Source organism: Teichococcus aestuarii, from assembly GCF_042651065.1.
Taxonomy (GTDB): Bacteria; Pseudomonadota; Alphaproteobacteria; order Acetobacterales; family Acetobacteraceae; genus Pseudoroseomonas; species Pseudoroseomonas aestuarii.
Genome location: NZ_JBHSCH010000020.1, coordinates 34,049 through 57,849, shown reverse-complemented (window position 1 = coordinate 57,849; position 23,801 = coordinate 34,049). Strand labels below are relative to the sequence as shown.

The 23,801-nt window shown below is 72.8% G+C and carries 22 protein-coding genes; 9 read left to right on the top strand and 13 right to left on the bottom strand.

Features of this window, described 5'->3' with window-relative positions:
- Positions 1–9 precede the first annotated feature (9 nt).
- A complete protein-coding gene (locus ACFOY6_RS10420) occupies positions 10–1,395 on the bottom strand; it encodes an ATP-binding protein (RefSeq protein WP_379650563.1) in 1,386 nt (461 codons plus the stop codon).
- A 2-nt stretch (positions 1,396–1,397) separates the two neighbouring features.
- Positions 1,398–1,619: a biotin/lipoyl-binding carrier protein gene (locus ACFOY6_RS10415; RefSeq protein WP_379640883.1), complete on the bottom strand. Its 222-nt coding sequence runs from the start codon at positions 1,617–1,619 to the stop codon at positions 1,398–1,400.
- A 94-nt stretch (positions 1,620–1,713) separates the two neighbouring features.
- Between ACFOY6_RS10415 and ACFOY6_RS10410 the strand changes: the two genes are divergently transcribed.
- The 7 genes from ACFOY6_RS10410 (at position 1,714) to ACFOY6_RS10380 (ending at position 11,400) form a co-directional block, all read left to right on the top strand.
- Positions 1,714–2,439 (top strand): GntR family transcriptional regulator, encoded by a 726-nt coding sequence (locus ACFOY6_RS10410; protein ID WP_379640881.1) that lies wholly within the window; start codon positions 1,714–1,716, stop codon positions 2,437–2,439.
- A 69-nt stretch (positions 2,440–2,508) separates the two neighbouring features.
- Positions 2,509–4,935 carry a CaiB/BaiF CoA transferase family protein gene (locus ACFOY6_RS10405; RefSeq protein ID WP_379650561.1) on the top strand — a complete coding sequence of 809 codons (2,427 nt, stop codon included), beginning with the start codon at positions 2,509–2,511 and terminating at the stop codon, positions 4,933–4,935.
- Between the two features lie 63 nt (positions 4,936–4,998).
- On the top strand, positions 4,999–5,973 hold the full coding sequence (locus tag ACFOY6_RS10400; protein WP_379650559.1) for a Bug family tripartite tricarboxylate transporter substrate binding protein: 975 nt from the start codon (positions 4,999–5,001) through the stop codon (positions 5,971–5,973).
- 146 nt (positions 5,974–6,119) lie between these two features.
- Positions 6,120–6,788 (top strand): haloacid dehalogenase type II, encoded by a 669-nt coding sequence (locus ACFOY6_RS10395; protein WP_379640880.1) that lies wholly within the window; start codon positions 6,120–6,122, stop codon positions 6,786–6,788.
- 47 nt (positions 6,789–6,835) lie between these two features.
- Complete coding sequence (locus tag ACFOY6_RS10390) at positions 6,836–8,179, top strand: NAD(P)/FAD-dependent oxidoreductase (RefSeq protein WP_379650557.1); 1,344 nt, start codon at positions 6,836–6,838, stop codon at positions 8,177–8,179.
- Positions 8,180–8,186: 7 nt separating this feature from the next.
- Complete coding sequence (locus tag ACFOY6_RS10385; protein WP_379650575.1) at positions 8,187–9,452, top strand: NAD(P)/FAD-dependent oxidoreductase; 1,266 nt, start codon at positions 8,187–8,189, stop codon at positions 9,450–9,452.
- Between the two features lie 283 nt (positions 9,453–9,735).
- A complete protein-coding gene (locus tag ACFOY6_RS10380; RefSeq protein WP_379650555.1) occupies positions 9,736–11,400 on the top strand; it encodes a peptide ABC transporter substrate-binding protein in 1,665 nt (554 codons plus the stop codon).
- Between the two features lie 39 nt (positions 11,401–11,439).
- Here ACFOY6_RS10380 and ACFOY6_RS10375 read toward each other — a convergent pair whose 3' ends face one another.
- The 5 genes from ACFOY6_RS10375 to ACFOY6_RS10355 are packed head-to-tail and all read right to left on the bottom strand — an operon-like array spanning position 11,440 to position 16,094.
- Positions 11,440–12,177: an MOSC domain-containing protein gene (locus ACFOY6_RS10375; protein WP_379640876.1), complete on the bottom strand. Its 738-nt coding sequence runs from the start codon at positions 12,175–12,177 to the stop codon at positions 11,440–11,442.
- The gene (locus ACFOY6_RS10370) at positions 12,174–13,190 is read right to left on the bottom strand and encodes an ABC transporter ATP-binding protein (RefSeq protein WP_379650553.1); all 1,017 of its coding nucleotides are present in this window, start codon (positions 13,188–13,190) and stop codon (positions 12,174–12,176) included. Before ACFOY6_RS10370 ends, ACFOY6_RS10375 begins: the two co-directional genes overlap by 4 nt.
- Positions 13,187–14,233, bottom strand: coding sequence for an ABC transporter ATP-binding protein (locus tag ACFOY6_RS10365; RefSeq protein WP_379650550.1), 1,047 nt, complete (start codon positions 14,231–14,233; stop codon positions 13,187–13,189). The genes ACFOY6_RS10370 and ACFOY6_RS10365 overlap by 4 nt, the downstream gene beginning before the upstream one ends.
- Before the next feature lie 14 nt (positions 14,234–14,247).
- Complete coding sequence (locus ACFOY6_RS10360; RefSeq protein WP_379640874.1) at positions 14,248–15,141, bottom strand: ABC transporter permease; 894 nt, start codon at positions 15,139–15,141, stop codon at positions 14,248–14,250.
- The gene (locus tag ACFOY6_RS10355) at positions 15,138–16,094 is read right to left on the bottom strand and encodes an ABC transporter permease (protein WP_109517383.1); all 957 of its coding nucleotides are present in this window, start codon (positions 16,092–16,094) and stop codon (positions 15,138–15,140) included. Before ACFOY6_RS10355 ends, ACFOY6_RS10360 begins: the two co-directional genes overlap by 4 nt.
- A gap of 315 nt (positions 16,095–16,409) precedes the next feature.
- Here ACFOY6_RS10355 and ACFOY6_RS10350 point away from each other — a divergent pair, with 315 nt between their 5' ends.
- On the top strand, positions 16,410–17,033 hold the full coding sequence (locus tag ACFOY6_RS10350; protein ID WP_379650548.1) for a cupin domain-containing protein: 624 nt from the start codon (positions 16,410–16,412) through the stop codon (positions 17,031–17,033).
- A gap of 9 nt (positions 17,034–17,042) precedes the next feature.
- Here the strand turns inward: ACFOY6_RS10350 and ACFOY6_RS10345 are convergent, their stop codons facing one another.
- From ACFOY6_RS10345 to ACFOY6_RS10330, 4 genes are all read right to left on the bottom strand, one after another.
- Positions 17,043–17,540 (bottom strand): Lrp/AsnC family transcriptional regulator, encoded by a 498-nt coding sequence (locus ACFOY6_RS10345; protein ID WP_109517381.1) that lies wholly within the window; start codon positions 17,538–17,540, stop codon positions 17,043–17,045.
- A gap of 87 nt (positions 17,541–17,627) precedes the next feature.
- Positions 17,628–18,497 carry a GNAT family N-acetyltransferase gene (locus tag ACFOY6_RS10340; protein ID WP_379650546.1) on the bottom strand — a complete coding sequence of 290 codons (870 nt, stop codon included), beginning with the start codon at positions 18,495–18,497 and terminating at the stop codon, positions 17,628–17,630.
- An 89-nt stretch (positions 18,498–18,586) separates the two neighbouring features.
- Complete coding sequence (locus ACFOY6_RS10335) at positions 18,587–19,432, bottom strand: GNAT family N-acetyltransferase (protein WP_109517379.1); 846 nt, start codon at positions 19,430–19,432, stop codon at positions 18,587–18,589.
- Between the two features lie 103 nt (positions 19,433–19,535).
- Positions 19,536–20,012 carry a DUF1203 domain-containing protein gene (locus ACFOY6_RS10330; protein WP_379640868.1) on the bottom strand — a complete coding sequence of 159 codons (477 nt, stop codon included), beginning with the start codon at positions 20,010–20,012 and terminating at the stop codon, positions 19,536–19,538.
- A 142-nt stretch (positions 20,013–20,154) separates the two neighbouring features.
- On the opposite strand from ACFOY6_RS10330, the gene ACFOY6_RS10325 reads away from it, so the two are divergent.
- Positions 20,155–21,006, top strand: a complete 852-nt coding sequence (locus ACFOY6_RS10325) for an SDR family oxidoreductase (protein ID WP_379650543.1) — start codon at positions 20,155–20,157, stop codon at positions 21,004–21,006.
- A 38-nt stretch (positions 21,007–21,044) separates the two neighbouring features.
- Here the strand turns inward: ACFOY6_RS10325 and uxuA are convergent, their stop codons facing one another.
- Both uxuA and ACFOY6_RS10315 read right to left on the bottom strand, forming a co-directional pair.
- Positions 21,045–22,241 (bottom strand): mannonate dehydratase, encoded by a 1,197-nt coding sequence (gene uxuA / locus ACFOY6_RS10320; RefSeq protein WP_379640867.1) that lies wholly within the window; start codon positions 22,239–22,241, stop codon positions 21,045–21,047.
- Positions 22,242–22,269: 28 nt separating this feature from the next.
- Positions 22,270–23,754, bottom strand: a complete 1,485-nt coding sequence (locus ACFOY6_RS10315) for a mannitol dehydrogenase family protein (protein ID WP_379650541.1) — start codon at positions 23,752–23,754, stop codon at positions 22,270–22,272.
- Between the last annotated feature and the right edge of the window lie 47 nt (positions 23,755–23,801).

The following is a 23,801-nucleotide window of genomic DNA, read 5'->3' as shown; positions in this document are numbered from 1 at the left end:
CGTCCAGGGTCAGGCGGCGGCGTCGCCGGCCAGCAGCCCGGCGCGGGCGCGTTCGAGGAAATGCGTGTCCATCTCGGCCGCGCGCATCGCCGGGCTGCGCAGCGCGGCGGCGAGGAAGGCGGCGTTCAGCGCCACGCCGCGGGCCGTGCAGCCTTCCAGCGCGGCGGTGAGCTTCGCCAGCGCCTCGGCCCGGGTCGGGGCGTGGGCGATGACCTTGGCGATCATCGGGTCGTAGAAGGGGGTGAGGGTGTCGCCCTGGCGTACCCCGGCATCGACGCGCAGCCCCGGCGCCGCCCCGGGCAGGGTCAGCTCCGCCAGCCGCCCCGGCGAAGGCAGGAAGCCGCGCGCCGGGTCCTCGGCGCAGAGCCGGGCCTCCACGGCATGGCCTTCCAGCCGGATCTCCGCCTGCGTCCAGGGCAGCCTCTCGCCCCGGGCGACGCGGATCTGCCACTCCACCAGGTCGAGCCCGGTGACCATCTCCGTGACCGGGTGCTCCACCTGGAGGCGGGTGTTCATCTCGATGAACCAGATGCGGTCCGCCTGCGGCGTGGCGCCCGCTTCGGCGACGAACTCCACCGTGCCGGCGCCGACATAGCCCACCGCCCGCGCCAGCGCCGCGGCACGCCGGCCGAGTTCCGCGCGCAGCGCCGGATCGACGCCCGGCGCGGGGGATTCCTCGACCAGCTTCTGGTTGCGGCGCTGCAGGGTGCAGTCCCGCTCGCCCAGGTGCAGCACGGTGCCATGGCCATCGGCCAGGATCTGCACCTCGATGTGCCGGGCGCGCGGCACCAGCTTCTCCACCAGAACCCGCTCATCGCCGAAGGTGCCGGCCTCGCGCCGCGCCGCCGCCAGGGCGGCGGGGAAGCCCGCGGCCTCGGCCACGGCGCGCATGCCACGGCCGCCGCCGCCCGCCACGGCCTTGATCAGCACCGGGAAGCCGACCGCCTCCGCCTCCGCCAGCAGCCGGCCCTCGGACTGGTCCTCGCCCTCATAGCCCGGCACGGCGGCGACGCCGGCCCGGCGCGCCACGGCCTTGGCCGCCGCCTTGCCGCCCATGGCGCGGATCGCCTCGGGCGAGGGGCCGATGAACACCAGCCCCGCTGCGGCGCAGGCCGCGGCGAATTCGGCGTTCTCGCTGAGGAAGCCATAGCCCGGATGCACCATGCGCGCGCCCGAGCGCCGCGCCGCCTCGATCAGCGCCGGGATCGAGAGGTAGGAATGGCGCGGATGCGCCGGGCCGATCGGCTCCGCCCGGTCCGCCGCGGCGACATGCATCGCCGCCGCGTCGGCCTCCGAGAAGACGGCCACGGTGGGCAGGCCCATGCGCCGGCAGGTGGCGGCGATGCGGCAGGCGATCTCGCCCCGGTTGGCGATCAGGACGGCATCGGCGGCCATGCTCACGCCTCCAGCAGCGCGACGGTCTGGCCTTCCTCCACCGCCTCGCCTTCCGCCACCAGGATGGCGGCGAGGCGCCCGGCGCGCGGCGCGGTCACCGGGATCTCCATCTTCATCGATTCCAGCAGCAGGACGGTGTCGCCCTCGGCCAGCGTATCGCCCGGCCGTGCCTGGATCCGCCAGACGGAGGCCGCGATCTCAGCGGCGATTTTCACCTCGGCCATGGCCGTTTCCCCCAGGAGCCTTTATTTTGTTGTCACAGATCACAGCATGGCGGCAGGACTGTCAAGCAGCCCCGCCCCATGGCAGGAAGCCTCCATGCCGGACACCGCAGACGCCCCGCCCCTTCCCATCATCGCCGAGAGCATCGGCGCCAAGGTCTATCAGCGCCTCCGCACCGAGCTGATGCGCAGCCGCTTCCGCCCCGGCGAGAAGCTGAAGCTGCGGGACCTGGCGCAGGAGCTGGGCGTCAGCGCCACGCCGGTGCGGGACGCTCTGGCGCGGCTGGTGAGCGAGGGCGCGCTGGAGCAGTTCGACCACCGCTCGGTGCGCGTGCCGGTGCTGTCCGACGAGCGCTTCCGCGAGATCGCCGAGCTGCGCGGCGAGCTGGAGGGCAAGGCCGCCGCCCGCGCCGCCGAGCGCGCCACCCCCGCCGATGCCGAGCGCCTCGCCGCCATCCATGCCCGCATGACCGAGGCACGGCTCAGCGGCGAGGGCGTCGCGATGCTGGTGGAGAATGAGCGCTTCCACATGGAGATCTGCGCGCTCGCCAACATGCCGGTGCTGGCGCGCATCATCGAGGGGCTGTGGCTGCAATGCGGGCCGCTGGTGGCGGGGCTGCGGCAGGTGCGCTTCCTGCATCACCCGGACGCGCATCCGCACAACGACATCATCCGCGCGATGCGCACGCAGGACGGGGCGCTGGCGCGGCTCGCCATCCAGCGGGACATCAGCGTCTATGCCGAGGTGCTGCTGCGGCGGCTGCCGGAGATCAATGTCGGGGCGCTGCCGCGGCCGCGCCCGGTGCTTGACGCGGCGGACTAGGCGGGATTTAGTTGTCACAAATCACAAAATAGGCCGCCCGCCTCGCACCGCGGCCTCGGGAGGATGCGCATGCCCCGGCCGCCGGACGCCCCCCTGCCCTTCGCGCATCTGCGCGTGCTGGAGCTGGGCGAGGGCGTCGCCCTCTCCTACCTCGGCAAGCTGTTCGCCGATTTTGGCGCCGAGGTGCTGAAGCTGGAGCCACCGGGGGGCGATGCGCTGCGCCGCGAGCCGCCCCTGGTGGAGAGCGGGGATGGCGCGGAATCGGCGCTCTTCGGCTGGCTCAGCACCAACAAGCGCAGCCTCACCGCCGATCTTGCCGGCCACGCCGGGCTGGAGCGCGCCCGCGCCCTGCTGCCGGGCTGCGACGTGCTGCTCGACGGCCGCGCCCCGGCGGCGCGGGAAGGCACGCGCCTCGGGCTCGACCAGCCGCATCTGGTCGCCGCCGAGATCTCCTGGTTCGGCGAGAGCGGACCCTACCGGGATCTCGCGGCCACCGATGCGGTGGTGCGCGCGCTGGCGGGCGTCTTCGCCTGCACCGGCCCGGCGGAAGGGCCGCCCTCCCTGCTGGGCGGCATCGCCGGGGCGGTGACGGGCGCGCTCGCCGCCTTCAACGCGGTGGCCGCCGCGCTGTGGTCCGGCGCCGGGCGCCGGCTGGAGATCAGCCTGCACGAGGCCAACATCGCGGTGGCCGAGTACCAGGCGGCGCAGAGCGTCACCAACCCGGAGGTGGAGCGGCGCTACGGCGTCAACCGCTTCGCGCCCAGCTCCCCCCTCGGGGTGTATCGCTGCCGCGAGGGCTGGCTCGGCGTCACCATCGTGACCCCCGCGCAGTTCCGCGCCTTCTGCGAGATGGTCGGCCTGCCGGAGCTGGCGGAGGACCCGCGCTTCGTCATCGGGCTGGACCGGCTGCGCCATGCCGATGCGCTGGAGGCCCTCTTCGCCCCGCGCCTCGCCGCGCGCAGCGCCGAGGAGTGGTTCGCCGAGGCCATCCGCCGCCGCCTGCCCTTCGCCGTGGTGCCGGAGATGGCGGCGCTGCTGGCCACCCCCACCCATCGCGCGCGCGATGCCTTCGGCACGGTCACGCTCGGCGCGGCGCGCTTCGAGGGGCCGACGCTGCCGCAGCGCCTGACGCGCACCCCGCCCCTGGCCGGCGGCCCCGCCCCGCGTGCCGGGGCGGATGACGGCCGGCTGCCCCCGCCCGCCCCGCGCCCCCGGCCTACGCTGAAGCCGGCCCCCCTGCCGCTCGCGGGGCTGCGCATCCTGGACCTTTCCATGGGCTGGGCCGGGCCGCTCTGCACCCGCCAGCTGGCCGATCTCGGCGCCGAGGTGATCAAGGTGGAGGCGTGCCAGTATCCGGACTGGTGGCGCGGCGTCGATCCGCGCCCGGCCTTCTTCGCCGAGCGGCGCTACGAGAAGGATGTGCGCTTCGGCATCCTCAACCGCAACAAGGCCGGCATCACGCTCGACCTCGCCACGCCCGAGGGCAAGGCGCTGCTGAAGCGGCTGGTGCGCGACGCCGACGCGGTGGTGGAGAACTATGCGCGCGAAGTGCTGCCCAAGCTCGGGCTCGATTATGCCGCCCTCTCGGCCGAGCGGCCGGGGCTGGTGATGCTCTCCATGCCCGCCTTCGGGCTGGAAGGGCCCTGGCGCGATGCCCGCGCCTATGGCTCCACGCTGGAGCACGCCTCCGGCCTGCCCACCGTCTCCGGCGCGCCGGACTGGCCGCCCACCACCAACCAGCTCGCCTATGGCGACCCGATCGGCGGGCTGAACGGGGCCGCCGCGCTGCTGGTGGCGCTGCTGCACCACCGCCGCACCGGCGAGGGACAGCAGATCGACCTCGCGCAGGTGGAGTGCCTGTTCCCCCTGGCGGCGCCCTGGATCGTCGCCACCTCGGCCACCGGCACGCCCGGGCCGCGCCTGGGCAACCGCCACCCCACCCAGGTGCCGCACGGCGCCTTCCCCTGCGCGGAGCAAGGCTGGGTGGTGGTGGCCACGCAGGATGATGCCGCCTGGCCCGCCCTGGCCCGCGCCATCGGCCGCCCCGACCTGGCCGGCGACCCCGCCCTGGCCACCGCCGAGGGCCGCCGCGCCCGCGAGGCGGAGCTGGAGGCGGCGCGCGCCGCCTGGACACGGCCACGGACGCCGGAGGCCGCCATGCACGCGCTGCAGGCGGCGGGCGTCGCCGCCGGCGCGGTGCTGTGGCCCAGCGCGCTGAAGCGCGACCCGCACCTCGCCGCGCGCGGCTTCTGGCAGGTGGTGGAACGGCCGCATCTCGGCCGGCACGAGCAGCCCTCCGCCCCCTTCCGCGAGGCCGGGCGCGGCCCGTACCCGGTGCAGCGCCCGGCGCCGACGCTGGGGCAGGACAATGCCGCGGTGCTGGGCGGGCTGCTCGGCCTCGGCGCGGCGGAGCTGGCGCGGCTGGAGGCGGCGCGGATCATCGGCCAGGAGGCGGTGCCGGTCTCGGAGCGCCGCGCCCGCGCGCCCGCCGGCTGAGGGAGGCTTTTCGGACACGGCCCCCCGCAAGCCGCGAGAGAGGGCCGGCACGGAGGAGGAAGCATGTCCATCACCCTGGCCCGTCGGGCGCTGCTCGGCGCCCTGGCCCTGCCTGCCCTGGCCACCCCGCGCGCGCGGGCCGAGGCGGCGCCGTTCCCCAGCCGCCCGGTGCGGCTGATCTATCCCTTCGCGCCCGGCGTGGGCGACGGGCTGGCCCGGGCCGTGGCCGAGGCCGCGCGCGAGACTCTGGGCCAGCCCATCGTCGTGGAGAACAAGCCCGGCGCCAACACCATGATCGGCGCCGAGGCGGCGGCGCGGGCGGCAAAGGATGGCTACACGCTGGGCTGGGTCGCCACCAGCACACTGGCGCTGAACCCGCATTTCTACCCCAACATCACCTACCAGCCGGCCGATTTCGCGCCGCTCACGCTGGTCTACCGCGCGCCGGTGGCCTTCGCCGCCGCGGCGGATGTGCCGGGCGGCGAGCTGGCCGGCACGCTGGCCTGGCTGAAGAACAACCCGGGCCAGCCCTTCGGCAGCGTCGGCAATGGCAGCACGCCGCATCTGGTGATGGAGATGCTGCAGGGGCGCACCGGCCTGCGCATGGTCAATGTCGCCTACCGCGGCGAGCAGGCCGCGCTGGCCGACCTGATGACGGGCCGCATCCCCTTCTATGCCGGCTCGCTGAACACGCTGCTGCCGCATATGGAGAACCGGCGCTTCCGCGTGCTGGCGCTCTCCGCCCCCGAGCGCCTGGCGGCGACGCCGGAGGTGCCCACCTTCCGCGAGCTCGGGCACCCCGACCTCGTGCTGCGCTACTGGCACGGCATCTGCGCCCCCGCCGGCACGCCGCCGGAGGTGCAGCGCATCCTGGCCGATGCCCTGCGGAAGGCGGTGCGGAGCGAGATGGTGCGGCAGCGCGCCACCCCCGACATGACGCTGGACCCGCTGACCCTCGAGGAGTTCGCGCGCCTCATCCGCACGGATCACGAGAGCTATGGCCGCCTGATCCGCGAGCGGAACATCAGCGTCGGCTGAGCAGCCGCACAATGTGCCGGCGGGGCGGGGCGAAACGGCACGATCTTCGCTCCGCCCGGCGGCGACGGCGCTTCCATGCCCGGCGGCGCCTCCTAGCATAGCGGCATCGGACAACCCGGCGGCGCCGGACCGGAAGGATGCCCCTGATGCCCCTGCGGCCCAAGTTCATCACCTTCGACTGCTACGGCACGCTGACGAATTTCCAGATGGGCCCGGTGGCCCGCGCGCACTTTGCCGGCCGCGTGCCGGAGGCGCGCATAGAGGCGTTCCTGCGGGACTTCACCGCCTACCGGCTGGACGAGGTGCTCGGCGCCTGGAAGCCCTATGCCGAGGTGCTGGAGAACGCCATACGCCGCTCCTGTGCCAAGCACGGCATTGCCTGCGAGCCGGGCGATGGCCGCGTCTTCTACGACGCCATACCGGGCTGGGGCCCGCACGCGGACGTGCCGGCGCCGCTGACGCGGGTGGCGAAGGAATTCCCCCTCGTCATCCTCTCCAACGCGATGGACGAGCAGATCCACCACAACGTGGCGCTGCTGGAGGCGCCGTTCCACGCCGTCTTCACCGCCGAGCAGGCGCAGGCCTACAAGCCGCGCATGCAGGCCTTCGAATACATGCTGGGCCAGCTCAACGCCCGGCCGGAGGAGCTGCTGCACGTCTCCTCCTCCTTCCGCTACGACCTGATGACGGCGCACGACCTCGGCATCCGCGACAAGGCCTGGGTCAACCGCGCGCACGAGCCGCGCGGCAACGCCTTCTACGGCTTCCATGAAATCCCGGACATCGGCGGCCTGCCGGGGCTTCTCGGCCTCTGAGAAAGCCGCCACCCTCCCCGCCTTGAACACAGGAACGGTCCCGCCCCATGTCGCCTCCCGTCGATCCCGTCGCCAGTGACACCGCCCTGCCGCAGGAGGTGGATGTCGCGATCATCGGCGGCGGCATCGCCGGCGTCTGCGCCGCCTACTTCCTGGCCCAGGCGGGGCAGCGCGTGGCGCTGCTGGAGAAGGGCGTGATCGCCGGCGAGCAGTCCAGCCGCAACTGGGGCTGGTGCCGGGTGCAGAACCGCGACGAGCGCGAGATCCCCGTCATGCTGAAGAGCATGGAGCTGTGGGACACGCTGCCGCGCGAGGCGGGCATCGATGTCGGCTTCCGCCGCACCGGGCTGACCTATGTCACGCGCAGCGAGGCGGAGCTGGAGAGCTGGCGCCGCTGGGTGGAGATGGCGCGCGGCTACCAGGTGCACAACCAGATCCTCACCGCCGCCGAGGCGGAAGCGAGGAACCCGCACCACGCCCCGGGCGGCGGCTGGATCGGCGGCGTGCATTCCCCGCGCGACGGCATGGCCGAGCCGCGCAAGGCCGCGCCCGCCATCGCCGCCGCGGCGCGCCGCCTCGGCGCCACCATCCACCAGCGCTGCGCGGTGCGCGGGCTCGACATCCAGGGCGGCCGGGTCGCCGGCGTCATCACCGAGCACGGCACGCTGCGCGCCGGCGCGGTGCTGCTGGCGGGCGGCGCCTGGTCGTCGATGCTGCTGCGCCGGCACGGCATCGACCTGCCGCAGTCGAGCATCCGCTCCACCGTCTTCCTCACCGAGCCGGCGGCGGAGGTGACGCCCGGCGGCCTCTACACGCCGGACGTGACGATCGGCCGGCGGGAGGATGGCGGCTACATCATCGCCGCCAACAACCGCGGGCAGATCGAGATCACGCCGCAGGGCATCCGCTACGCGCGCAAGTTCTGGCCGACGCTGGTGGCGCGGCGGAAGATGGTGAAGTTCGGCCTCGGCGAATCCTTCTTCCGCGGCCCGCAGGCGATCACCGGGCGCTGGCGGATGGACCGCCCCACCATCTTCGAGGCGGAGGACATGCGCACCCTCGACCCCACGCCGAACGCGGCCATCGTGGCGCCGGCGCTGGCGCAGCTCGGCCGCTCCTACCCGGCGCTGGCGGGGGTGAAGATGGCGAAGCTGTGGGGTGGCTGGATCGATTCCACGCCGGACGCCGTGCCGGTGATCGGCGCGGTGGACCCGCTGCCGGGGCTGTTCCTCTCCACCGGCTACAGCGGGCATGGCTTCGGCATCGGCCCCGGCGCGGGGCGGCTGGCGGCCGATCTCGTGCTGGGCCGCGCCCCCGTGGTGGACCCCACGCCCTTCCGCTACGCGCGGCTCGTCGATGGCTCGCGCATCCAGAAGCCGGGGATGATGTGACGTGAGGATGCTGCCCTACTGGCTGGACACCGCCCCGCCCTTCACCGGCGCGGAGCCGGGCCCGGCCGAGGGCAGCGTCGATGTCGCCGTCATCGGCGGCGGCTTCACCGGCCTCTCCGCCGCGCTGCACCTGGCGCGCAAGGGCGCCAGCGTGGCGCTGCTGGAGGCCGGGCGCGTCATGGGCGCGGCCTCGGGCCGCAATGGCGGGCATGTCAACAACGGCACGGCGCACGACTTCGCCGGCCTCGCCGCCAGCCTCGGCCTCGACCACGCCCGCCGCCTCTACCACGCCTTCGACGATGCGGTGGACACGGTGGAACGCATCGCCCGCGAGGAACAGATCGCCTGCGACTTCCGGCGCTGCGGCAAGATCAAGCTGGCGGCGAAGCCCGCGCATTACGAGAAGATGGCGCGCGGCTTCGACCTGCTGCACCGCGAGGCCGATGCGGAGACCGAGCTGGTGCCGCGCGAGCGGCTCGGCGCCGAGATCGGCTCGGAGCGCTTCTTCGGCGGGCTGGTGTTCCGCCGCAGCGCGCAGATGCATGTCGGCCGCTTCGGCACCGGGCTGGCCGAGGCGGCGCGCCGCCAGGGTGCGCGCATCTTCGAGAACACCCCGGTGCTCTCCCTGAAGCGGCAGGCGGGCGGGCACGCGGTCGCCACGGCGCGCGGCACGCTGCGGGCGCGGCAGGTGCTGCTGGCCACCGGGGCGAGCCGGCTCGGCCCCTTCTACTTCCGCCGGCGCCTGGTGCCGCTCGGCTCCTTCGTCATCGTCACGGAGCCGCTGGGCGCGGCACGGCTCGCCGCCCTCATGCCCACGGGCCGTAACGGCACCACCACCCGCATCATCGGCAACTACTTCCGCACCACGCCGGACGGGCGGCTGGTCTGGGGCGGGCGGGCGCGCTTCGCCCTGCCCTCCCGCGCCTCGGACGCAAGGAGCGGCCGCGTGCTGGAGCGCGGCCTGCACGAGACCTTCCCGCAGCTCGGCCGCGTCGGCATCGACTATTGCTGGGGTGGCATCATCGACGCGACGCAGGACCGGCTGCCGCGCGCCGGCGAGCAGGACGGGCTGTTCTATGCCACCGGCTACAGCGGCCATGGCGTGCAGATGTCGGTGCACATGGGGGGCGTGATGGCCGCGGTGATGGATGGCAGGCCGGAAGCCAACCCGTTCCGCGGCCTGGCCTGGAAGCCGGTGCCCGGGCATTTCGGCCCGCCCTGGTTCATGCCGCTGGCCGGCCTCTACTACCGCCTGCAGGACCGTATTTCCTGAGGGAGCGCGGCGGCAGGGCCTGCCGCGCCGCCGGCCGGAATCGGTATTTTCTTCGCAACGATCCGCCGCAATCGGCATGATCCTGGCCGCACGCGCGGCGCACAATCGCCGCGTTGCAGATGCAAGCCGGCGGCAAGCCCGGCGGCCTCTGCGGGGGACGATCCCGTCACGCCGCGCCGCCTCCATGGCCGCGCGGCGCGTGTCGGGCACAGGGCAAGAACGAGCGCGCTCCCGGCCGCGGCTTGCGGCCCGGCCGCGGGCGCCACAGCGGGGGCTGACCATCATGGACAACATCCGGAACATCCTGTCACGCCCGGCGCTGGGCCGGCGCGGGCTGCTGGCGCTGGGCGCGGGCGCCACGCTGGCGGGCAACGGGGCGCGGGCGCAGCGCGCCGTGCCGCCGCCGCCTGCCACCCGCAAGGGGCAGGCGGTCGTCGGCATCTCGCAGGAGCCCACCGTCTTCAACCCGCTGATGCCCGGCATCGAGGTGGACGAGACGGTGTGGATGAACGTGTTCAGCACGCTGTGGTACCCGGAGCCGGACGGCACGCTGGTGCCGGACCTGGCGGTGGAGGTGCCCTCCACCGCGAATGGCGGCATCAGCGAGGATGGCCTGGCCTGGACGGTGAAGCTGCGCGAGGGCGCCGTCTGGCACGATGGCGCGCCCTTCACCGCCGAGGATGTGCGCTACACGCTGGAGCTGATCAACAACGCCGCCTTCCGCACCCGCACCCGCCAGGGCCACAGCCTGGTGCGCGAGATCGTGGTGAAGGGGCCGCACGAGATCGCCTGGCGCATGGAGAAGGCCTATGCGCCCTATCTGGCGCTGCTCTCCAACACCTACATCGTGCCCCGGCACATCCTGGAGAAGGCGGCGGACCCGAACACGGCCCCCTTCAACGCGGCGCCGGTCGGCACCGGACCGTTCCGCTGGAGCAGCCGCGTGCCGGGCGACCACATCCAGCTCACGGCCAATGAGCGCTACCACGGCAAGGGGCCCTACCTGGAGCGGGCCATCCTGAAATACATCCCGGACCAGACGGCGCTCTACGCGCAGTTCCGCACCGGACAGGTGGACCTGATCATCGGCACCGGCATCCCGGCCAATTTCTATGCCGAGGCGGTGAAGCTGCCGGGCCGCAAGGTGACGACCATCCCGAACGCCTCGCTCGAGGTGCTGATGCCGAACCTGGAGCTGCCCGCTCTCTCCGAGAAGGCGGTGCGGCAGGCGCTGTACCACGCCATCAACAAGAAGGGCATCATCGACATCATCTACTACGGCCTGCACAAGCCGACTGAATCCTACGCCCCCCGCGAATCCTGGGCCTACAACCCGGACCTTCCGGCGCACAGCTTCGACATCGGCCGCGCCAACGCGCTGCTGGATAAGGCGGGCTGGGCGCGCGGCGGCAACGGCATCCGCCAGAAGAACGGCGTGCCGCTGGAATTCGCCGTCTCCACCACCACCGGCGCGGCGCTGCGCGAGCAGTGCCAGCAGCTGATGATGCAGGACTGGCAGAAGATCGGCGTCTCCATGAAGATCAACAACATGGCGGCGGCGGTGATCTGGGGCGAATTCTATGTGCGCTCCAAGTTCCAGTCGCTGCTGGTGGGCACCGCCTTCCGCACCGGCATCGACCCCGACCCGGCGACGCGCTTCGCCAGCGACGCCATCCCCGTGCGCGGCGGCAGCGGCGGCAACTACATGCAATGGGTCAACCCGGAGGTGGACAGGCTGCTGATCGAGGGCCAGACGAGCTTCGACCAGGCGCGCCGCAAGGCGGTGTATTTCCGCCTGCAGGAGATCGTGCGCGAGGAGCTGCCGATCCTGCCCATCTTCCAGTACGCGCCGGTGGAAGGCACCAAGGACCAGCTGATCGGCTACCGCCCCAACATCAACGCGCGCCAGAACACCTGGAACATGCGCGAATGGTACTGGGCCACGTAAGGCCGCGTGCGGGCCGGGAGGCGCTCCCTCCCGGCCGCGTCAGGCGGAGGACACCTCCGGCAGCGTCACGGCATCGCCCGCCGTGATGGGGCCGGGCCGCACCACCTCGCAATAGAGGCCGAGATCGCGACCGAAGCGGTGCAGCAGGGCGCGCAGCACCTCGCGGTCGTCCGGCAGGCCCGGCTGCTCCAGCGTGGTGAAGGCGCAGCGGGCACAGGGGATGGTGCCGCGCAGCACGGCGCCGCCGAGCCGGAACTCCCGCCCGACCCAGCCATATTCCGGGATGCCCTGCACATCCTCCGGCGTGTCGATCAGGATGTTGGGGCGGAAGCGCCGCTCATCCAGCACGCTGGCCGGAATGGCGGCCTGCAGGGTGCGCAACGCGGCGGTGGTCAGCAGGTGCAGCGGCGCCCGTGCGTAGCGCGGCCGCGGACCCGCCTCGCCTTCCCCGGCATAGGGGCGGATGGCGGCGGGGAAGCCATAGAGGGCGGAGAGCGGCGCTAGACCGCCCGGATCATCGATGCCGGTCCAGCCCTGCCCATCCGTGCTGACCTCCACCGCGCCATCCGCCGCGCGGCGGGAGAAGGCGCGCGGCAGCGCCATCCATTCGCGCTTCCGGCCGGGATAGGCGATCTCGCCCGTCCCGGCATGGAACACGCCATGGGTTCGGTCGCCCGCCGCGCCGGAGGGCAGCAATTCCATCCGCTCCAGCCGCTCGCCGCCCATCGAGCTGACCGGGTAGCGCCACAGCGCCGAGACGCGCCCGGCGGCGCTCATGCGTCGAGCCCCGTCGGCGCCACGAGGTGCAGGTCGTCGCGGATGCAGGCCTTGAGATGGCCCGGCGCCACCTCGCGCAGCGCCGGCACCGCGCCCGCGCAGGCCGGCAGGGCGTAGCGGCAGCGCGTGCGGAAGCTGCATCCCGAAGGCGGATCGAGCGGGCTCGGCATGTCGCCCGCCAGCATGATCCGCTCCCGCTGGATGGTGGGGTCGGGGATCGGCACGGCGGAGAGCAGCGCCTCGGTATAGGGGTGGCGCGGCATGGTGAAGAGGGCGCGCGTCGGCGCCACCTCGACCAGCCGGCCGAGATACATCACCGCGATGCGGTCCGAGATGTGCCCGACCACGGCGAGGTCGTGCGAGATGAAGAGGATGGTGAGGCCGAGCCGCTCCTTCAGCTCCAGCAGCAGGTTCACCACCTGCGCCTGGATCGAGACGTCGAGCGCCGAGACCGGCTCGTCGGCGATCAGCAGCTGCGGCTGCATGATCAGCGCGCGGGCGATGCCGAGGCGCTGCCGCTGGCCGCCCGAGAACTCGTGCGGGTAGCGCGCCGCGTGCGACGGCAGCAGCCCGACCAGCGCCAGCGTCTCCGCCACGCGCTGCCGCCGCGCCGCCGCGGACAGCTCCGGCGCATGGATCTCCAGCGGCGCGCCGACGATGTCCTCCACGGTCATCTTCGGGTTGAGCGAGGCGTAGGGGTCCTGGAAGACGAGCTGCATCTTCTGGCGGAAGGGCCGCAGCGCATCGCGCGAGAGGCTGGTGATGTCGTCGCCGGCGAAGCGGATCTGGCCGGCGGTCGGCCGGGCCAGCCGCAGCACGGTGCGGCCCACCGTGCTCTTGCCGGAGCCGGATTCGCCCACCAGGCTCAGCACCTCGCCGTGCCGGATGTCGAAGGAGACGCCATCGACGGCCTTCACCACCGCCCGCTTGCGGAACAGGCCCGGCCGTGGCCCGTCGAACCATTTGCGCAGGTCGCGCACTTCCAGCAGGGGGGCGGCCATGTCGGGGGTCATGCCGCCTCCCCCGTCAGGGCGGACCAGCGCACGCAGCGCACCTGGTGGCCGGGCAGCGCCTCCTGCAGGGGCGGTATGGCGGTGTCGCAGCTTCCCGGCAGGAAGGCGCCGCAGCGGGGGCCGAAGCTGCATCCCGGCGGCGGCTCCAGCGGGTCCGGCACGGTGCCGGGGATGGCAGCCAGCTTCTCCCGCCCCAGCCCCGCGAAGTCGAGCCGCGGCACGGAGCGCAGCAGGCCGCGCGTGTAGGGCATCAGCGGCGCCCGGAAGAGCGGGCGCACCGCCGCCTGCTCCACCACGCGGCCGGTGTACATCACCATCACCCGGTCGGCGATCTCGGCGACGACGCCGAGATTGTGGGTGATGAAGATGACGGCCATCCGCGTGCGTTCCTGCAGGCGGCGCAGCAGGTCGAGGATCTGCGCCTGGATGGTGACGTCGAGCGCCGTGGTCGGCTCGTCGGCGATCAGCAGGCGCGGCTCGCAGGCCAGCGCCATGGCGATCATGACGCGCTGGCGCATGCCGCCCGACATCTCGTGCGGGAAGGCGCCGAGCCGCCGGCGCGCATCGGGGATGCCGACCAGGTCCAGCAGGTCGGCCGCCTTGTCGAGCGCGGCGCGGCGGCTGAGCCCCTCGTGGAAGCGGATGGATTCCGCGATCTGGTCGCCAACGCGGTGCACCGGGTTCAGCGAGGTCATCGGCTCCTGGAAGATCATCGCCGCGTCGCGCCCGCGCACGCCGCGCATCTCCGCCTCGGGCAGGGCGACGAGGTCGCGCATCGTGCCGTCCCGGCCGCGCAGCAGCACCTGGCCGCTGATCGAGCAGAAGGGGGGCTTCGGCGTGAGGCGCAGGATGCCGAGGCTGGTGACGCTCTTGCCCGAGCCGGATTCGCCCACCAGCGCCAGCGTCTCGCCGCGCCGGACGCGGAAGGAGACGTCGCGCACCGCCGGGATCTCGCCGGCCGGGGTGTGGAAGGAGATGTTGAGGCCGCGCACCTCGAGGACGTCGTCCTCGTCGGCGGCCGGGCGGGCGGGGGCCTGTGTCATGGTGGCCGTCTCCATCACCGGCCATCCATGCGCGGGTCGAGCGCGTCCCGCAGCCCGTCGCCGATGAAGTTGAAGCTGGTGACCGCGAGGGTGATGGCGGCGCCCGGCAGGATGGCGAGCCAGGGCGCGCTGGTGAGGTAGCTCTGCGCGCTGTCGAGCATGTTGCCCCAGCTCGGCGTCGGCGGCTGGATGCCGTAGCCGAGGAAGCTGATGTAGGATTCGGCGAGGATGGCGTGCGCCACGTTCAGCGTGGCGGCGACGACGATGGGCGCGATGGCATTGGGCAGCAGCTCGCGGAACATCACGCGCCGGTCGCTGGCGCCCAGCGCCTCGGCGGCCACGGCGAAGTCGCGCGCCCGCAGCGCGCGGATCTGCGCCTCGACGATGCGCGCCACCTCCATCCAGGAGGTGACGGCGATGAGGATGATGATGGAGCTGACCGAGGCGTTGATCAGCGCCGAAATGGCCAGCAGCAGGAAGATGCTGGGGAAGCACAGCATGGCGTCGACGAAGCGCATCAGCACCGTGCCCAGCACGCCGCCGTAATAGCCCGACACGATGCCCACGGTGATGCCGATGACCATGCTGATGGCCATGGCCGAGAAGCCCACCAGCAGCGAGATGCGCCCCGCCATCAGCAGCCGTGCCAGCATGTCGCGCCCCAGCGCGTCGGTGCCCAGCACATGCACACCGGAGAAGGGTGGGGCGAAGCGCTGCATGATGTCGATATAGGTATCGGTGAAGGGCAGCAGGTAGGGGCCGATGGCGCAGGCCAGGGTGAGGAAGAGGATGATGCCGGCGCCGAACACCGCCAGCTTGTGGCGGGCGAAGCGGCGCAGCGCGCCGCCACGGCGGCGGGCGGGCCGGGGCGGGGCGGCGGGCGCCACCACGCTGCTCGATGCGCTCATGTGGGGTTCGCTCCGAGGCGGGGGTCCGCGACATGGTAGAGGAGGTCGGCCAGCAGGCTGCCCAGCAGCACCAGCACGGCGGTGAACATCAGGATGCCCATCACCACCGGGTAGTCGCGGTAGTTGATGGAATCGAGGAACAGCCGGCCCATCCCTGGCCAGGTGAACACCGTCTCCGTCACCAGCGCGCCGCTGAGCAGCGTCGGCAGGTGGAGGCCGGTGATGGTGATCATCGGCAGCAGCGCGTTGCGCACGGCGTGGTGGATCAGGATGCGCCGCTCCGGAATGCCCTTGGAGCGCGCGGTGCGGATGTAGTCCTGGTGGATCACGTCGAGCATCGAGGAGCGCATGTAGCGGCTCCACACCGCCGTGCTCACCAGGGCCAGCACCATGCAGGGGCCGATCAGGTGGTGGATGCGGTTGGCGAGCGACTCATCGCCGATCGTGTAGCGGTTGCCCGAGGGCAGCCATTCGAGGCCGACGGAGAAAACGTAGATCACCACCAGGCCGAACCAGAAGGTCGGGATGGACAGGGCGATCATGGCGCCGATGGTCGCCAGCCCGTCGAACAGCGAGTAGCGGCGGATGGCGCCGAGGATGCCGACCCAGGCGCCGATCGCCATGGCCAGCAGGGTCGAGGTCAGCATCAGCTCCAGCGTCGCGCCCAGATGCGAGCCGATGACGGAGAGCACCGGCTGCTGGTCGCGGTAGGAAACGCCCCAATCCCCCTGCAGCATGCGCCACAGCCAGTCGAGATACTGGATCGGCAGCGGCCGGTTCAGGCCGAGCTGCTCCGCGACGCGGTCGAGATCCTCCTGCGTCATGTCGCCGCCGGCGGCGAATTGCGAGAGCGGGCCGCCGGGCGCCAGATGCAGGATGGCGAAGCCGATCATCGAGACAAGCAGCAAAAGGCCGGCACCCTGTAGCAGGCGGCGTATCACGTAGCTGCTCATCGTCCGGGCATTCCACTATCCAGGGTTGGCCACGCGGCATGGCAGGCCGCATCGCGGTTCGCGCGGTGTCGCAACAAGGCGGAGACGCTGCTCAAGCCCATTTCCTTCGGCATGGCGTTGCGCCGCGTGACACAGGCCTCCCCCGCCTTCCGCCCCTCCGCGCGCATCCGGCGCAGATCGGCCCGAAAGACGGAATGGATCGTTTCATTATATTGAAACACCGGTCAAGCCGTGTTCTGCATCCCTGGCGCGGCAAAATGGCGGAAGCGCCCGATTCGCGACTCTCCCGCCGCGCAGAGGAAAGGATCGCACGGGATGACAGTGGCGGAGACAGCAGCGCCGGCCGCGGATGGCGCGGTGCGCATCGGCATCCGGCTGCGCGCGCTGCGTGCCGAGCAGGGGCTGACCATCCCCGCCCTGGCGGCGAAGGCCAGCCTCTCCGCCGGGCTGATCAGCCAGATCGAGCGCGGCCAGTCCAATCCCTCGATCAAGACGATCCAGCGCCTGACCTCGGCGCTCGGGGTCAATCTCTGGGCCTTCCTCGGCGCGGCGGAAGCCGAGCCCGGCGGCGAGCCCGGCCCGGAGGCGGCGGAGACGCCTCCCTTCGTGCAGCGCCGCGCGCAGCGCCCGCGGGTGCTGGTCGGGCCGTCGCGGATGGTGAAGGAGCTTCTCTCGCCACGCGGCGAGCGCGGGCTGCGCTTCCTGATGGTGACGCTGCCGCCCGGCGCCGCCGCCGAGGAGATGCTGACCGGGCCGGGCGAGAAGGGAGGCTATGTCGTCTCCGGCCGCGTCGTGCTGACGGTGGACGGGCAGCAGGCGGAGCTGGCCGAGGGCGACAGCTTCCAGTTCGACAGCCGCCAGCCGCACGGCCTCGCCAACCGCTCCGGCCGCGAGGCCACGATCCTCTGGATCATGAGCCTCCTGCAGCCCGACCCCTGAGCGGGCGCCTCATTCCGTCCGGTTGAGGAAGCCTTCCAGGTCGTGGTGCTGCTTCACGAAGACCGGCTTCATCACGACATAGGAGAAGTACTTCTCCACGCCGATGTTCATCGCCAGCATCCGCTCCATCGTCTCCTGGTAGTGCTGGATGGAGAAGGCGACGAACTTGATCAGGTAGTCGTAGCCGCCGCTGACGAGGTAGCACTCCGTCACCTCGCTCATCTGCCGCACGCGGGATTCGAAGCGGGAGAAATCCTGGCTGCGGTGGTCGGCCAGGGTGATCTGCGTGTAGATGATGACGGTGCTGCCGAGCTTCTGCAGCTGCACCTGCGCGCTGTAGCCGGTGATGTAGCCCGCCTTCTCCAGCCGCTTGACGCGCGCCAGGCAGGGGCTGGCGGAAAGCCCTACCGCCTCGGCCAGCTCGACATTGGTGGCGCGGCCGTTCTTCTGCAGATGCGAGAGGATGCGGATGTCGATGCGGTCCAGCTTGGGGGCGCCAGGCACCATGCGGCGTGTTTCCGGTTGTCGGGGAGACCCTCCGGGGGCCAGGCCCGACTCTAGCGAGGCGGCGGCGCGGCTGACAAGGCCGCGGCCTCAGCCGAGGCTCTGGCTGGCCAGCGCGTAGCAGCGCGGCGCATCCGCCGCCGGGCGCGGCACATCGCCCAGCGCCATGCCGGTGACGATGCCGGCATCGTCGAGGCCGAGCGCCTCCAGCCAGGCCGGCAGACCGCTCTCCGCCGGCACGTCCAGGCGCACGAACTGCCCCTGCTGCACCCCGAGCCAGTGGCCGATCAGCGCCTTCGCCGTCGCCTCGTCCGGCGCAACCACGGGGCCGATCACCTGGCCCTGGCCGAAGCGGCGCAGCAGCGCGAAGCCCGCCACCTCCCCTGCGCGGTCCAGCGCCACGCCCTTGGCGCCGTCCAGCAGCGCCCCGACCAGCGCGGGACGGGGGAGCCCTGTCGCCGCCGCATCGAGCGCCGCCAGCGCCGGGTGGTCCCGCCGGCCGATGGGCCGCAGCCGGTGGCCTGGCGGCAGCGGCACGAGGCCGATGGAGAAGGAGGCGCCCTGGTACTGCCGCACCACGCCGGTGGGCGCGAAGCCCAGCGCGGTGTAGAGCGGCAGCCCCGCCGGCGTGGCGTTGAGCAGGATGCCGGGCCGCTCCAGCCGCGCCACCAGCGCCTGCATCAGCAGCCGGGCCAGCGCCGCGTCGTAGCCGGGCGGTTCGGCCAGTACCATGCCGATGCGCGCGAAGCCGGCGCCAAGGCTCCAGCCCATGGCGGTGCCGACCAGCCGCCCGCCGCGCTCGGCCGCCAGACCCTCGCCGAGGCGGCGCAAAAAGGCCCAGTCCTCCAGGCGGTGCGGCCAGCGCATCCGCGCGCTCAGCCGCTGCGCGGCGGGCAGGTCCTCCGGCGCCAGGGGGCGCAGCGTGGCGGCCGGCGTCCCGCTCCGGGCTGTTGTCGTCATGCCTCGCGCCTCCTGCCGTGATCCTGCCAGCATAGCCGCCCGTGGCTGCCGCGCACCCCCTGCCGGGCGTCCGGCGCCGCCCGCCGCCTTCAGCCCAGCGACTGGCTGACCAGCCCATAAACACCAAGCTCCGGCGAGCGTGCCGGCGGCGCGCCGCGCATCATGCCAATGACGCCGCTCACCTCGGGCAGGCCCTGTGCCGCCAGCCAGGCGCCGAGGCCGCTTTCCGGGGGCACGTCAAGCCGCAGGAATCGCCCCGTGCGCGCCGCCAGCCAGTGGCCGATCAGCGCCCGCGCCGCCGCCACGCCGGGCGCCACCACCGGCCCCACCACCTCGCCCCGGCCGAAGGGGCGGATCAGCGCGAAGCCCGCCGCCCGCCCGGCCCGCTCCAGCACCACCCCCTCGGCCAGCGGCAGCACGGCGTGCAGCAGGGCGGCGCGCGCCATGCCGGTGGCCTCGGCGTCGAGCGCCAGCAGGTCCGGCACGTCCTCCGGGCGCAGCGGCCGCAGGCGGAAGCCGGGCGGCGGCGCTTCCCCGCCCGCGGCCACGACCAGGCCATTGTGCTGGCGGATCTCCCCCACCGGCCGGAAGCCCAGGCTGCGATAGAGCGGCAGGCCGGGCTCGGTGGCATGCAGCAGCACCCGGCAGCCCTCGCCCAGGCGGTCCAGCACGCCCTGCGTCAGCCGGCGGCCGATGCCCCGGCCCTGCAGGGCATCGTCCACGATCACCAGGCCGAGCGTGGCGAAATCCGCGCCATGCCGCCAGCCGAAGGCGGTGCCGGCCAGCCGGCCCTCCACCTCGGCCGCCAGCGCCTCGCCCAGGGCCAGGGCGAAGGCCCAGTCCTCCACCCGGTGCGGCCAGCGCAGCGCGGCGGTGAGGGCCTGCGCCGCCGGCAGGTCGTCGGGCGTCAGCGGGCGCAGCGAGAAGGCGGCCATGCAGGGGTGTCCTCGTCCATCCATCCGGGGGATGGCGCCGATCCTGGCCCACGCCGCGCGGCAGGAGCTTCCGTTCTGCGCGGCAAATCGGCAGCTTCCACCGCTAGCCCAGCCGCTCCACCGCGGTCAGCAGGCAGCCGGGGCGGGCGGTGTGGATGTTGACGAAGCGGGTGCGCGGGTCCTCCAGGGCGCGCGCCAGCGGCGCGGCCACCGCCGCGCCCTCGCAGACATGGCCGAGATCGTAGAGGCACAGCTCCGCCGCGTCATAGGCGCGGATCGAGACCAGCCCGTTGGCCAGCACGATGGGAGCGATCTCGTCCTCCGCCGCGTAGCGCGGGCATTCCTCCGCGTGCAGGAAAATGGGGCTCGGCGTCCAGTAGGTGCCGAGCGGGTGCGGCAGGTCGTAGCTGCCGAGCAGCATCGTCTCGCCGGGCAGGCCGAGGCGCAGGCAGTGGCGGCAGGGAAAGCCGGGGCCGTCCACCGCCCGGCGGTGCAGCGTCAGGCCACGGTCGTCGCGGCCGGTCTGGCGGAAGCGGCGCGCCGTCCCGGTCGGCATCGGCACGCAGCGGAAGCGGGGCATGGGGTCTCTCCCGGAGGTCTGGAGCCGGGAGGATGGCGCCCGGGCGGGGCCCCCGGCCATCCGGCCATTGCGCCAGCATGCGGCCGGAACTCTCGCGCGGCGCGCTGGTTAGCCACGCAGCCCCTATGCGAGGAAGACCGACATGACCATCGAGAACCCCCTGCCGAAGCAGCAGCAGGAGATGCCCGGCAGCACCGAGGCGATGCGTCCGCGCCCGGACCATGGCGAGGAAAGCTACAAGGGCAGCGGCAAGCTGCAGGGCCGCGCGGCGCTCATCACCGGCGCGGATTCCGGCATCGGCCGCGCTGTCGCCATCGCCTATGCGCGCGAGGGGGCGGACGTGCTGATCTCCTACTACAACGAGGAGGAGGATGCGCGCGAGACCGCCCGCTGGGTGGAGCAGGCGGGGCGCAAGGCCGTGCTGGTGGCGGGCGACATCAAGCAGGAGGCGCATTGCCAGGCGCTGGTGCAGCGCGCGGTCCAGGAATTTGGCCGGCTCGACATCCTGGTGAACAACGCCGCGCACCAGGCGACCTTCTCCGGCATCGAGGACATCAGCGCGGAGGAGTGGGACGTCACCTTCCGCACCAACATCTACAGCCAGTTCTACCTGTGCAAGGCGGCGATGCCGCACCTGAAGCCGGGCGCCGCCATCATCAACACCAGCTCGATCAACGCCAAGACCCCCTCGCCCAGCCTGCTGGCCTATGCGACGACGAAGGGCGCCATCGCCAACTTCACGGCCGGGCTGGCGCAGCTGGTGGCGGAGAAGGGCGTCCGCGTGAACGCCGTGGCGCCCGGCCCGATCTGGACGCCGCTGATCCCCTCGACGATGGATGACGAGACGGTGCAGAGCTTCGGCGAGAACACGCCGATGGGCCGCCCCGGCCAGCCGGCGGAACTGGCCGGCGCCTATGTGCTGCTGGCCTCCGACGAGGGCAGCTACATGAGCGGCGCACTGATCCCGGTGACCGGCGGGCGCCCGATGCTCTGAGGCCCGGCGGGGGAGGCTATCCCCCGCCCTTCCCTGCCTCAGACCGGCAGGTTCTTCACCGCGGCAAGGGCCGCGATGACACCACGCAGCTCCGCCAACCCGCGCATCCGGCCGATCGCCGGGTAGCCCGGGAAGGTCGGCTTGCCGACATCATCCAGCAGTTCGTGCCCGTGGTCCGGGCGGAAGGGGATGCGCCAGTCGGCGATGCCCGCTTCCTGACGTCGCTTCTGCTCGGTGAGCAGCGCCTCGACCACGGCCACCATGTCCACGTCGCCGCCGAGATGGTCGGCCTCCATGAAGGAGCCATCCGGCTCCTTGGCGACGTTGCGCAGATGCGCGAAGCGGATGCGGTCCGCGAAGCGGCGGGCGATGGCCGGCACGTCGTTGCCCGGCCCCGCGCCAAGCGAGCCGCTGCACAGGGTCAGCCCGTTGGCCGGGCTGTCCACCATGGCCAGAAGGTCGGCGATGTCCTGCTCGTTGGAGACGATGCGCGGCAGGCCAAAGAGCGGGCGCGGCGGATCATCGGGATGCATGCAGAGGCTGATGCCGACCTCCTCCGCCGTGGGGATCACCTCCTCCAGGAAGCGCTTCAGGTTGGCCTGCAGGTCGGCCCGCGTCATCTGGCCGTACTCGGCCAGGATGCGGCGCAGGCCGGGGATGTCGTAGCGGTCGAAGGCACCGGGCAGGCCAGCCATGATGGAGGCGAGCAGTGTGTCCTTCTGCGCCTGCGTGGCGGTGTCCACCCACTGCTTGGCGCGGGCCAGCAGCTCGGGCGCCACGCCCTCCGCCGCGCCGGGGCGCTCCAGCATGAACACGTCGAAGGCCACATACTGGTGCGCGTTGAAGCGCAGCGCCGTGCCGCCGCCGGGCAGCGGATGCGCCAGCTCGGTGCGCGTCCAGTCCAGCACCGGCATGAAGTTGTAGCAGATGACCTTGACGCCGCAGGCGGCGAGGTTGCGCATCGAGGCGCGGTAGTTCTCGAAGAGCGCCGCGCAGTCGGCATCGCCGCGGCGGATCTTCTCATGCACCGGCAGGCTCTCGACCACGCTCCAGGAGAGGCCGAGCGAGGCATCCTCCGCCAGGATCGCCTTGCGCTTCTCGATCTCCTCCACCGACCAGACCACGCCATAGGGGATGTGGTGCAGCGAGGTGACGATGCCGCGCGCGCCGGTCTGCCGGATGTGGTTCAGCTTTACCGCGTCGTCGGGGCCGAACCAGCGCCAGGTTTCTTCCATGGGGGAAATCCCTCCTTGCGGGATCGTGTCAGGCCGAGGCGGCGGCGCGGGCGCCGGCGCTCAGCAGGGTTTCATAGGCCGTGGTGACGGCGCTGACGAAGGCCGGGTCGGCCGGCAGGTCGGTACCGAAGACGGCCTCCACCGCCAGCAGCGCGGCGATGCGCGCGGCGGGCAGCGGCCCGGCGGCGTCCAGCCGCGCGCGCAGTTCTGCGGCCATCGGGTCGCGCACGTTGATCGGCGCGCCCGTCTCGTCCGTGCCGCCGGCGTAGCGCGCCCAGGCGGCGATGGCGAGCGCCAGGGCCGGGATGGGCAGCCCCGCGGCCCGCCGCTCCCGCACCGTGGAGAGCAGGCGCTGCGGCAGCTTCTGCGAGCCATCCATCGCGATCTGCCAGGTGCGGTGCCGGATGGCGGGGTTGCCGAAGCGCGCCAGCAGCGCCTCGGTGTAGGCTTCGAGATCCTGGCCGGGCGGCTGTGGCACCATGGGCCGGATCTCGGCCCAGAGCCGCCGGGCATAGGCGGCGAAGACCGGGTCCGAGACGGCGTCGACGATGGTCTCGTGCCCGGCGAGGTAGCCGAGATAGGCCAGCGCCGAATGCGCGCCGTTCAGCAGGCGCAGCTTCATGTGCTCGAAGGGCGCCACATCGGCCACGAGCTGCGCGCCCGCCATCTCCCAGGCCGGGCGCCCGGCGGGGCCGAAGCGGTCCTCGATCACCCATTGGCGGAAGGGCTCGTGCCCCACCGGCGCATGATCGGCCAGGCCCGTGGCGGCCTCGGCGGCGGCGAGGTCGGCCTCCGCGAGGGCGGGCACGATGCGGTCCACCATGGTGGCGGGGAAGCGCACCTCGGCGGCGATCCATTCGGCGAAGGCCGGGTCGAGCCGCGCGGCGAAGTCCCGCACCAGCCCGGCGACGAGGGCACCGTTGTGCGGCAGGTTATCGCAGCACAGCACGGTGAAGGGCGCCTGCCCCGCATCCCGGCGGCGGCGCAGCGCGGCGGCGAGGAAGCCCACCGCGCTGCGCGGCGCTTCAGGGTTCTCCAGGTCGTGCGCGATGTCGGGGTGGGCGAGGTTCAGCCGGCCCGTGGCGGGGTCATGGCAGTAGCCCTTCTCCGTCACGGTCAGGCTGACGATGCGCGTCTCCGGGTCGGCCAGGCGCGCCACCACGGCGGCGGGGTCCTCGGGCGCCACCATCACGCCCAGCAGGCAGCCGACGATGCGCGCCTGCTCGCCGTCCGGCCCGCGTTCCAGCGTGGTGTAGAGGCCGCCCTGCGGCGCCAGCCGGTCCCGCTGGTCCGGCCGCTGGAGGGAGACGCCGAGGATGCCCCAGTCGCCGCCGGCCTGGTTCAGCACATCCTCGGTGTAGTGGGCGCCATGGGCGCGGAAGAAGGCGCCGAGGCCGAGATGCACGATGGCGGGGCGCAGCGCCGCGCGGTCGTAGCGCGGCAGCAGCACGGCGCCGCCCGGCGCGAGGCGGCCGAGGGTCGCGGGGGAGAGGCGGGGCGCGGCTTCGGTCATCGGGGCACCGGAGGGAAGGAGGTGGGACGGCGGCCCCGGCGGGACCG

Excerpts from the sequence above, each read along its gene's own strand:
- ACFOY6_RS10420 (WP_379650563.1), bottom strand. The coding sequence starts at position 1,395 with ATGGCCGCCGATGCCGTCCTGATCGCCAACCGGGGCGAGATCGCCTGC.
- ACFOY6_RS10415 (WP_379640883.1), bottom strand. The coding sequence starts at position 1,619 with ATGGCCGAGGTGAAAATCGCCGCTGAGATCGCGGCCTCCGTCTGGCGG.
- ACFOY6_RS10410 (WP_379640881.1), top strand. The coding sequence starts at position 1,714 with ATGCCGGACACCGCAGACGCCCCGCCCCTTCCCATCATCGCCGAGAGC.
- ACFOY6_RS10405 (WP_379650561.1), top strand. The coding sequence starts at position 2,509 with ATGCCCCGGCCGCCGGACGCCCCCCTGCCCTTCGCGCATCTGCGCGTG.
- ACFOY6_RS10400 (WP_379650559.1), top strand. The coding sequence starts at position 4,999 with ATGTCCATCACCCTGGCCCGTCGGGCGCTGCTCGGCGCCCTGGCCCTG.
- ACFOY6_RS10395 (WP_379640880.1), top strand. The coding sequence starts at position 6,120 with ATGCCCCTGCGGCCCAAGTTCATCACCTTCGACTGCTACGGCACGCTG.
- ACFOY6_RS10390 (WP_379650557.1), top strand. The coding sequence starts at position 6,836 with ATGTCGCCTCCCGTCGATCCCGTCGCCAGTGACACCGCCCTGCCGCAG.
- ACFOY6_RS10385 (WP_379650575.1), top strand. The coding sequence starts at position 8,187 with ATGCTGCCCTACTGGCTGGACACCGCCCCGCCCTTCACCGGCGCGGAG.
- ACFOY6_RS10380 (WP_379650555.1), top strand. The coding sequence starts at position 9,736 with ATGGACAACATCCGGAACATCCTGTCACGCCCGGCGCTGGGCCGGCGC.
- ACFOY6_RS10375 (WP_379640876.1), bottom strand. The coding sequence starts at position 12,177 with ATGAGCGCCGCCGGGCGCGTCTCGGCGCTGTGGCGCTACCCGGTCAGC.
- ACFOY6_RS10370 (WP_379650553.1), bottom strand. The coding sequence starts at position 13,190 with ATGACCCCCGACATGGCCGCCCCCCTGCTGGAAGTGCGCGACCTGCGC.
- ACFOY6_RS10365 (WP_379650550.1), bottom strand. The coding sequence starts at position 14,233 with ATGACACAGGCCCCCGCCCGCCCGGCCGCCGACGAGGACGACGTCCTC.
- ACFOY6_RS10360 (WP_379640874.1), bottom strand. The coding sequence starts at position 15,141 with ATGAGCGCATCGAGCAGCGTGGTGGCGCCCGCCGCCCCGCCCCGGCCC.
- ACFOY6_RS10355 (WP_109517383.1), bottom strand. The coding sequence starts at position 16,094 with ATGAGCAGCTACGTGATACGCCGCCTGCTACAGGGTGCCGGCCTTTTG.
- ACFOY6_RS10350 (WP_379650548.1), top strand. The coding sequence starts at position 16,410 with ATGACAGTGGCGGAGACAGCAGCGCCGGCCGCGGATGGCGCGGTGCGC.
- ACFOY6_RS10345 (WP_109517381.1), bottom strand. The coding sequence starts at position 17,540 with ATGGTGCCTGGCGCCCCCAAGCTGGACCGCATCGACATCCGCATCCTC.
- ACFOY6_RS10340 (WP_379650546.1), bottom strand. The coding sequence starts at position 18,497 with ATGACGACAACAGCCCGGAGCGGGACGCCGGCCGCCACGCTGCGCCCC.
- ACFOY6_RS10335 (WP_109517379.1), bottom strand. The coding sequence starts at position 19,432 with ATGGCCGCCTTCTCGCTGCGCCCGCTGACGCCCGACGACCTGCCGGCG.
- ACFOY6_RS10330 (WP_379640868.1), bottom strand. The coding sequence starts at position 20,012 with ATGCCCCGCTTCCGCTGCGTGCCGATGCCGACCGGGACGGCGCGCCGC.
- ACFOY6_RS10325 (WP_379650543.1), top strand. The coding sequence starts at position 20,155 with ATGACCATCGAGAACCCCCTGCCGAAGCAGCAGCAGGAGATGCCCGGC.
- uxuA (WP_379640867.1), bottom strand. The coding sequence starts at position 22,241 with ATGGAAGAAACCTGGCGCTGGTTCGGCCCCGACGACGCGGTAAAGCTG.
- ACFOY6_RS10315 (WP_379650541.1), bottom strand. The coding sequence starts at position 23,754 with ATGACCGAAGCCGCGCCCCGCCTCTCCCCCGCGACCCTCGGCCGCCTC.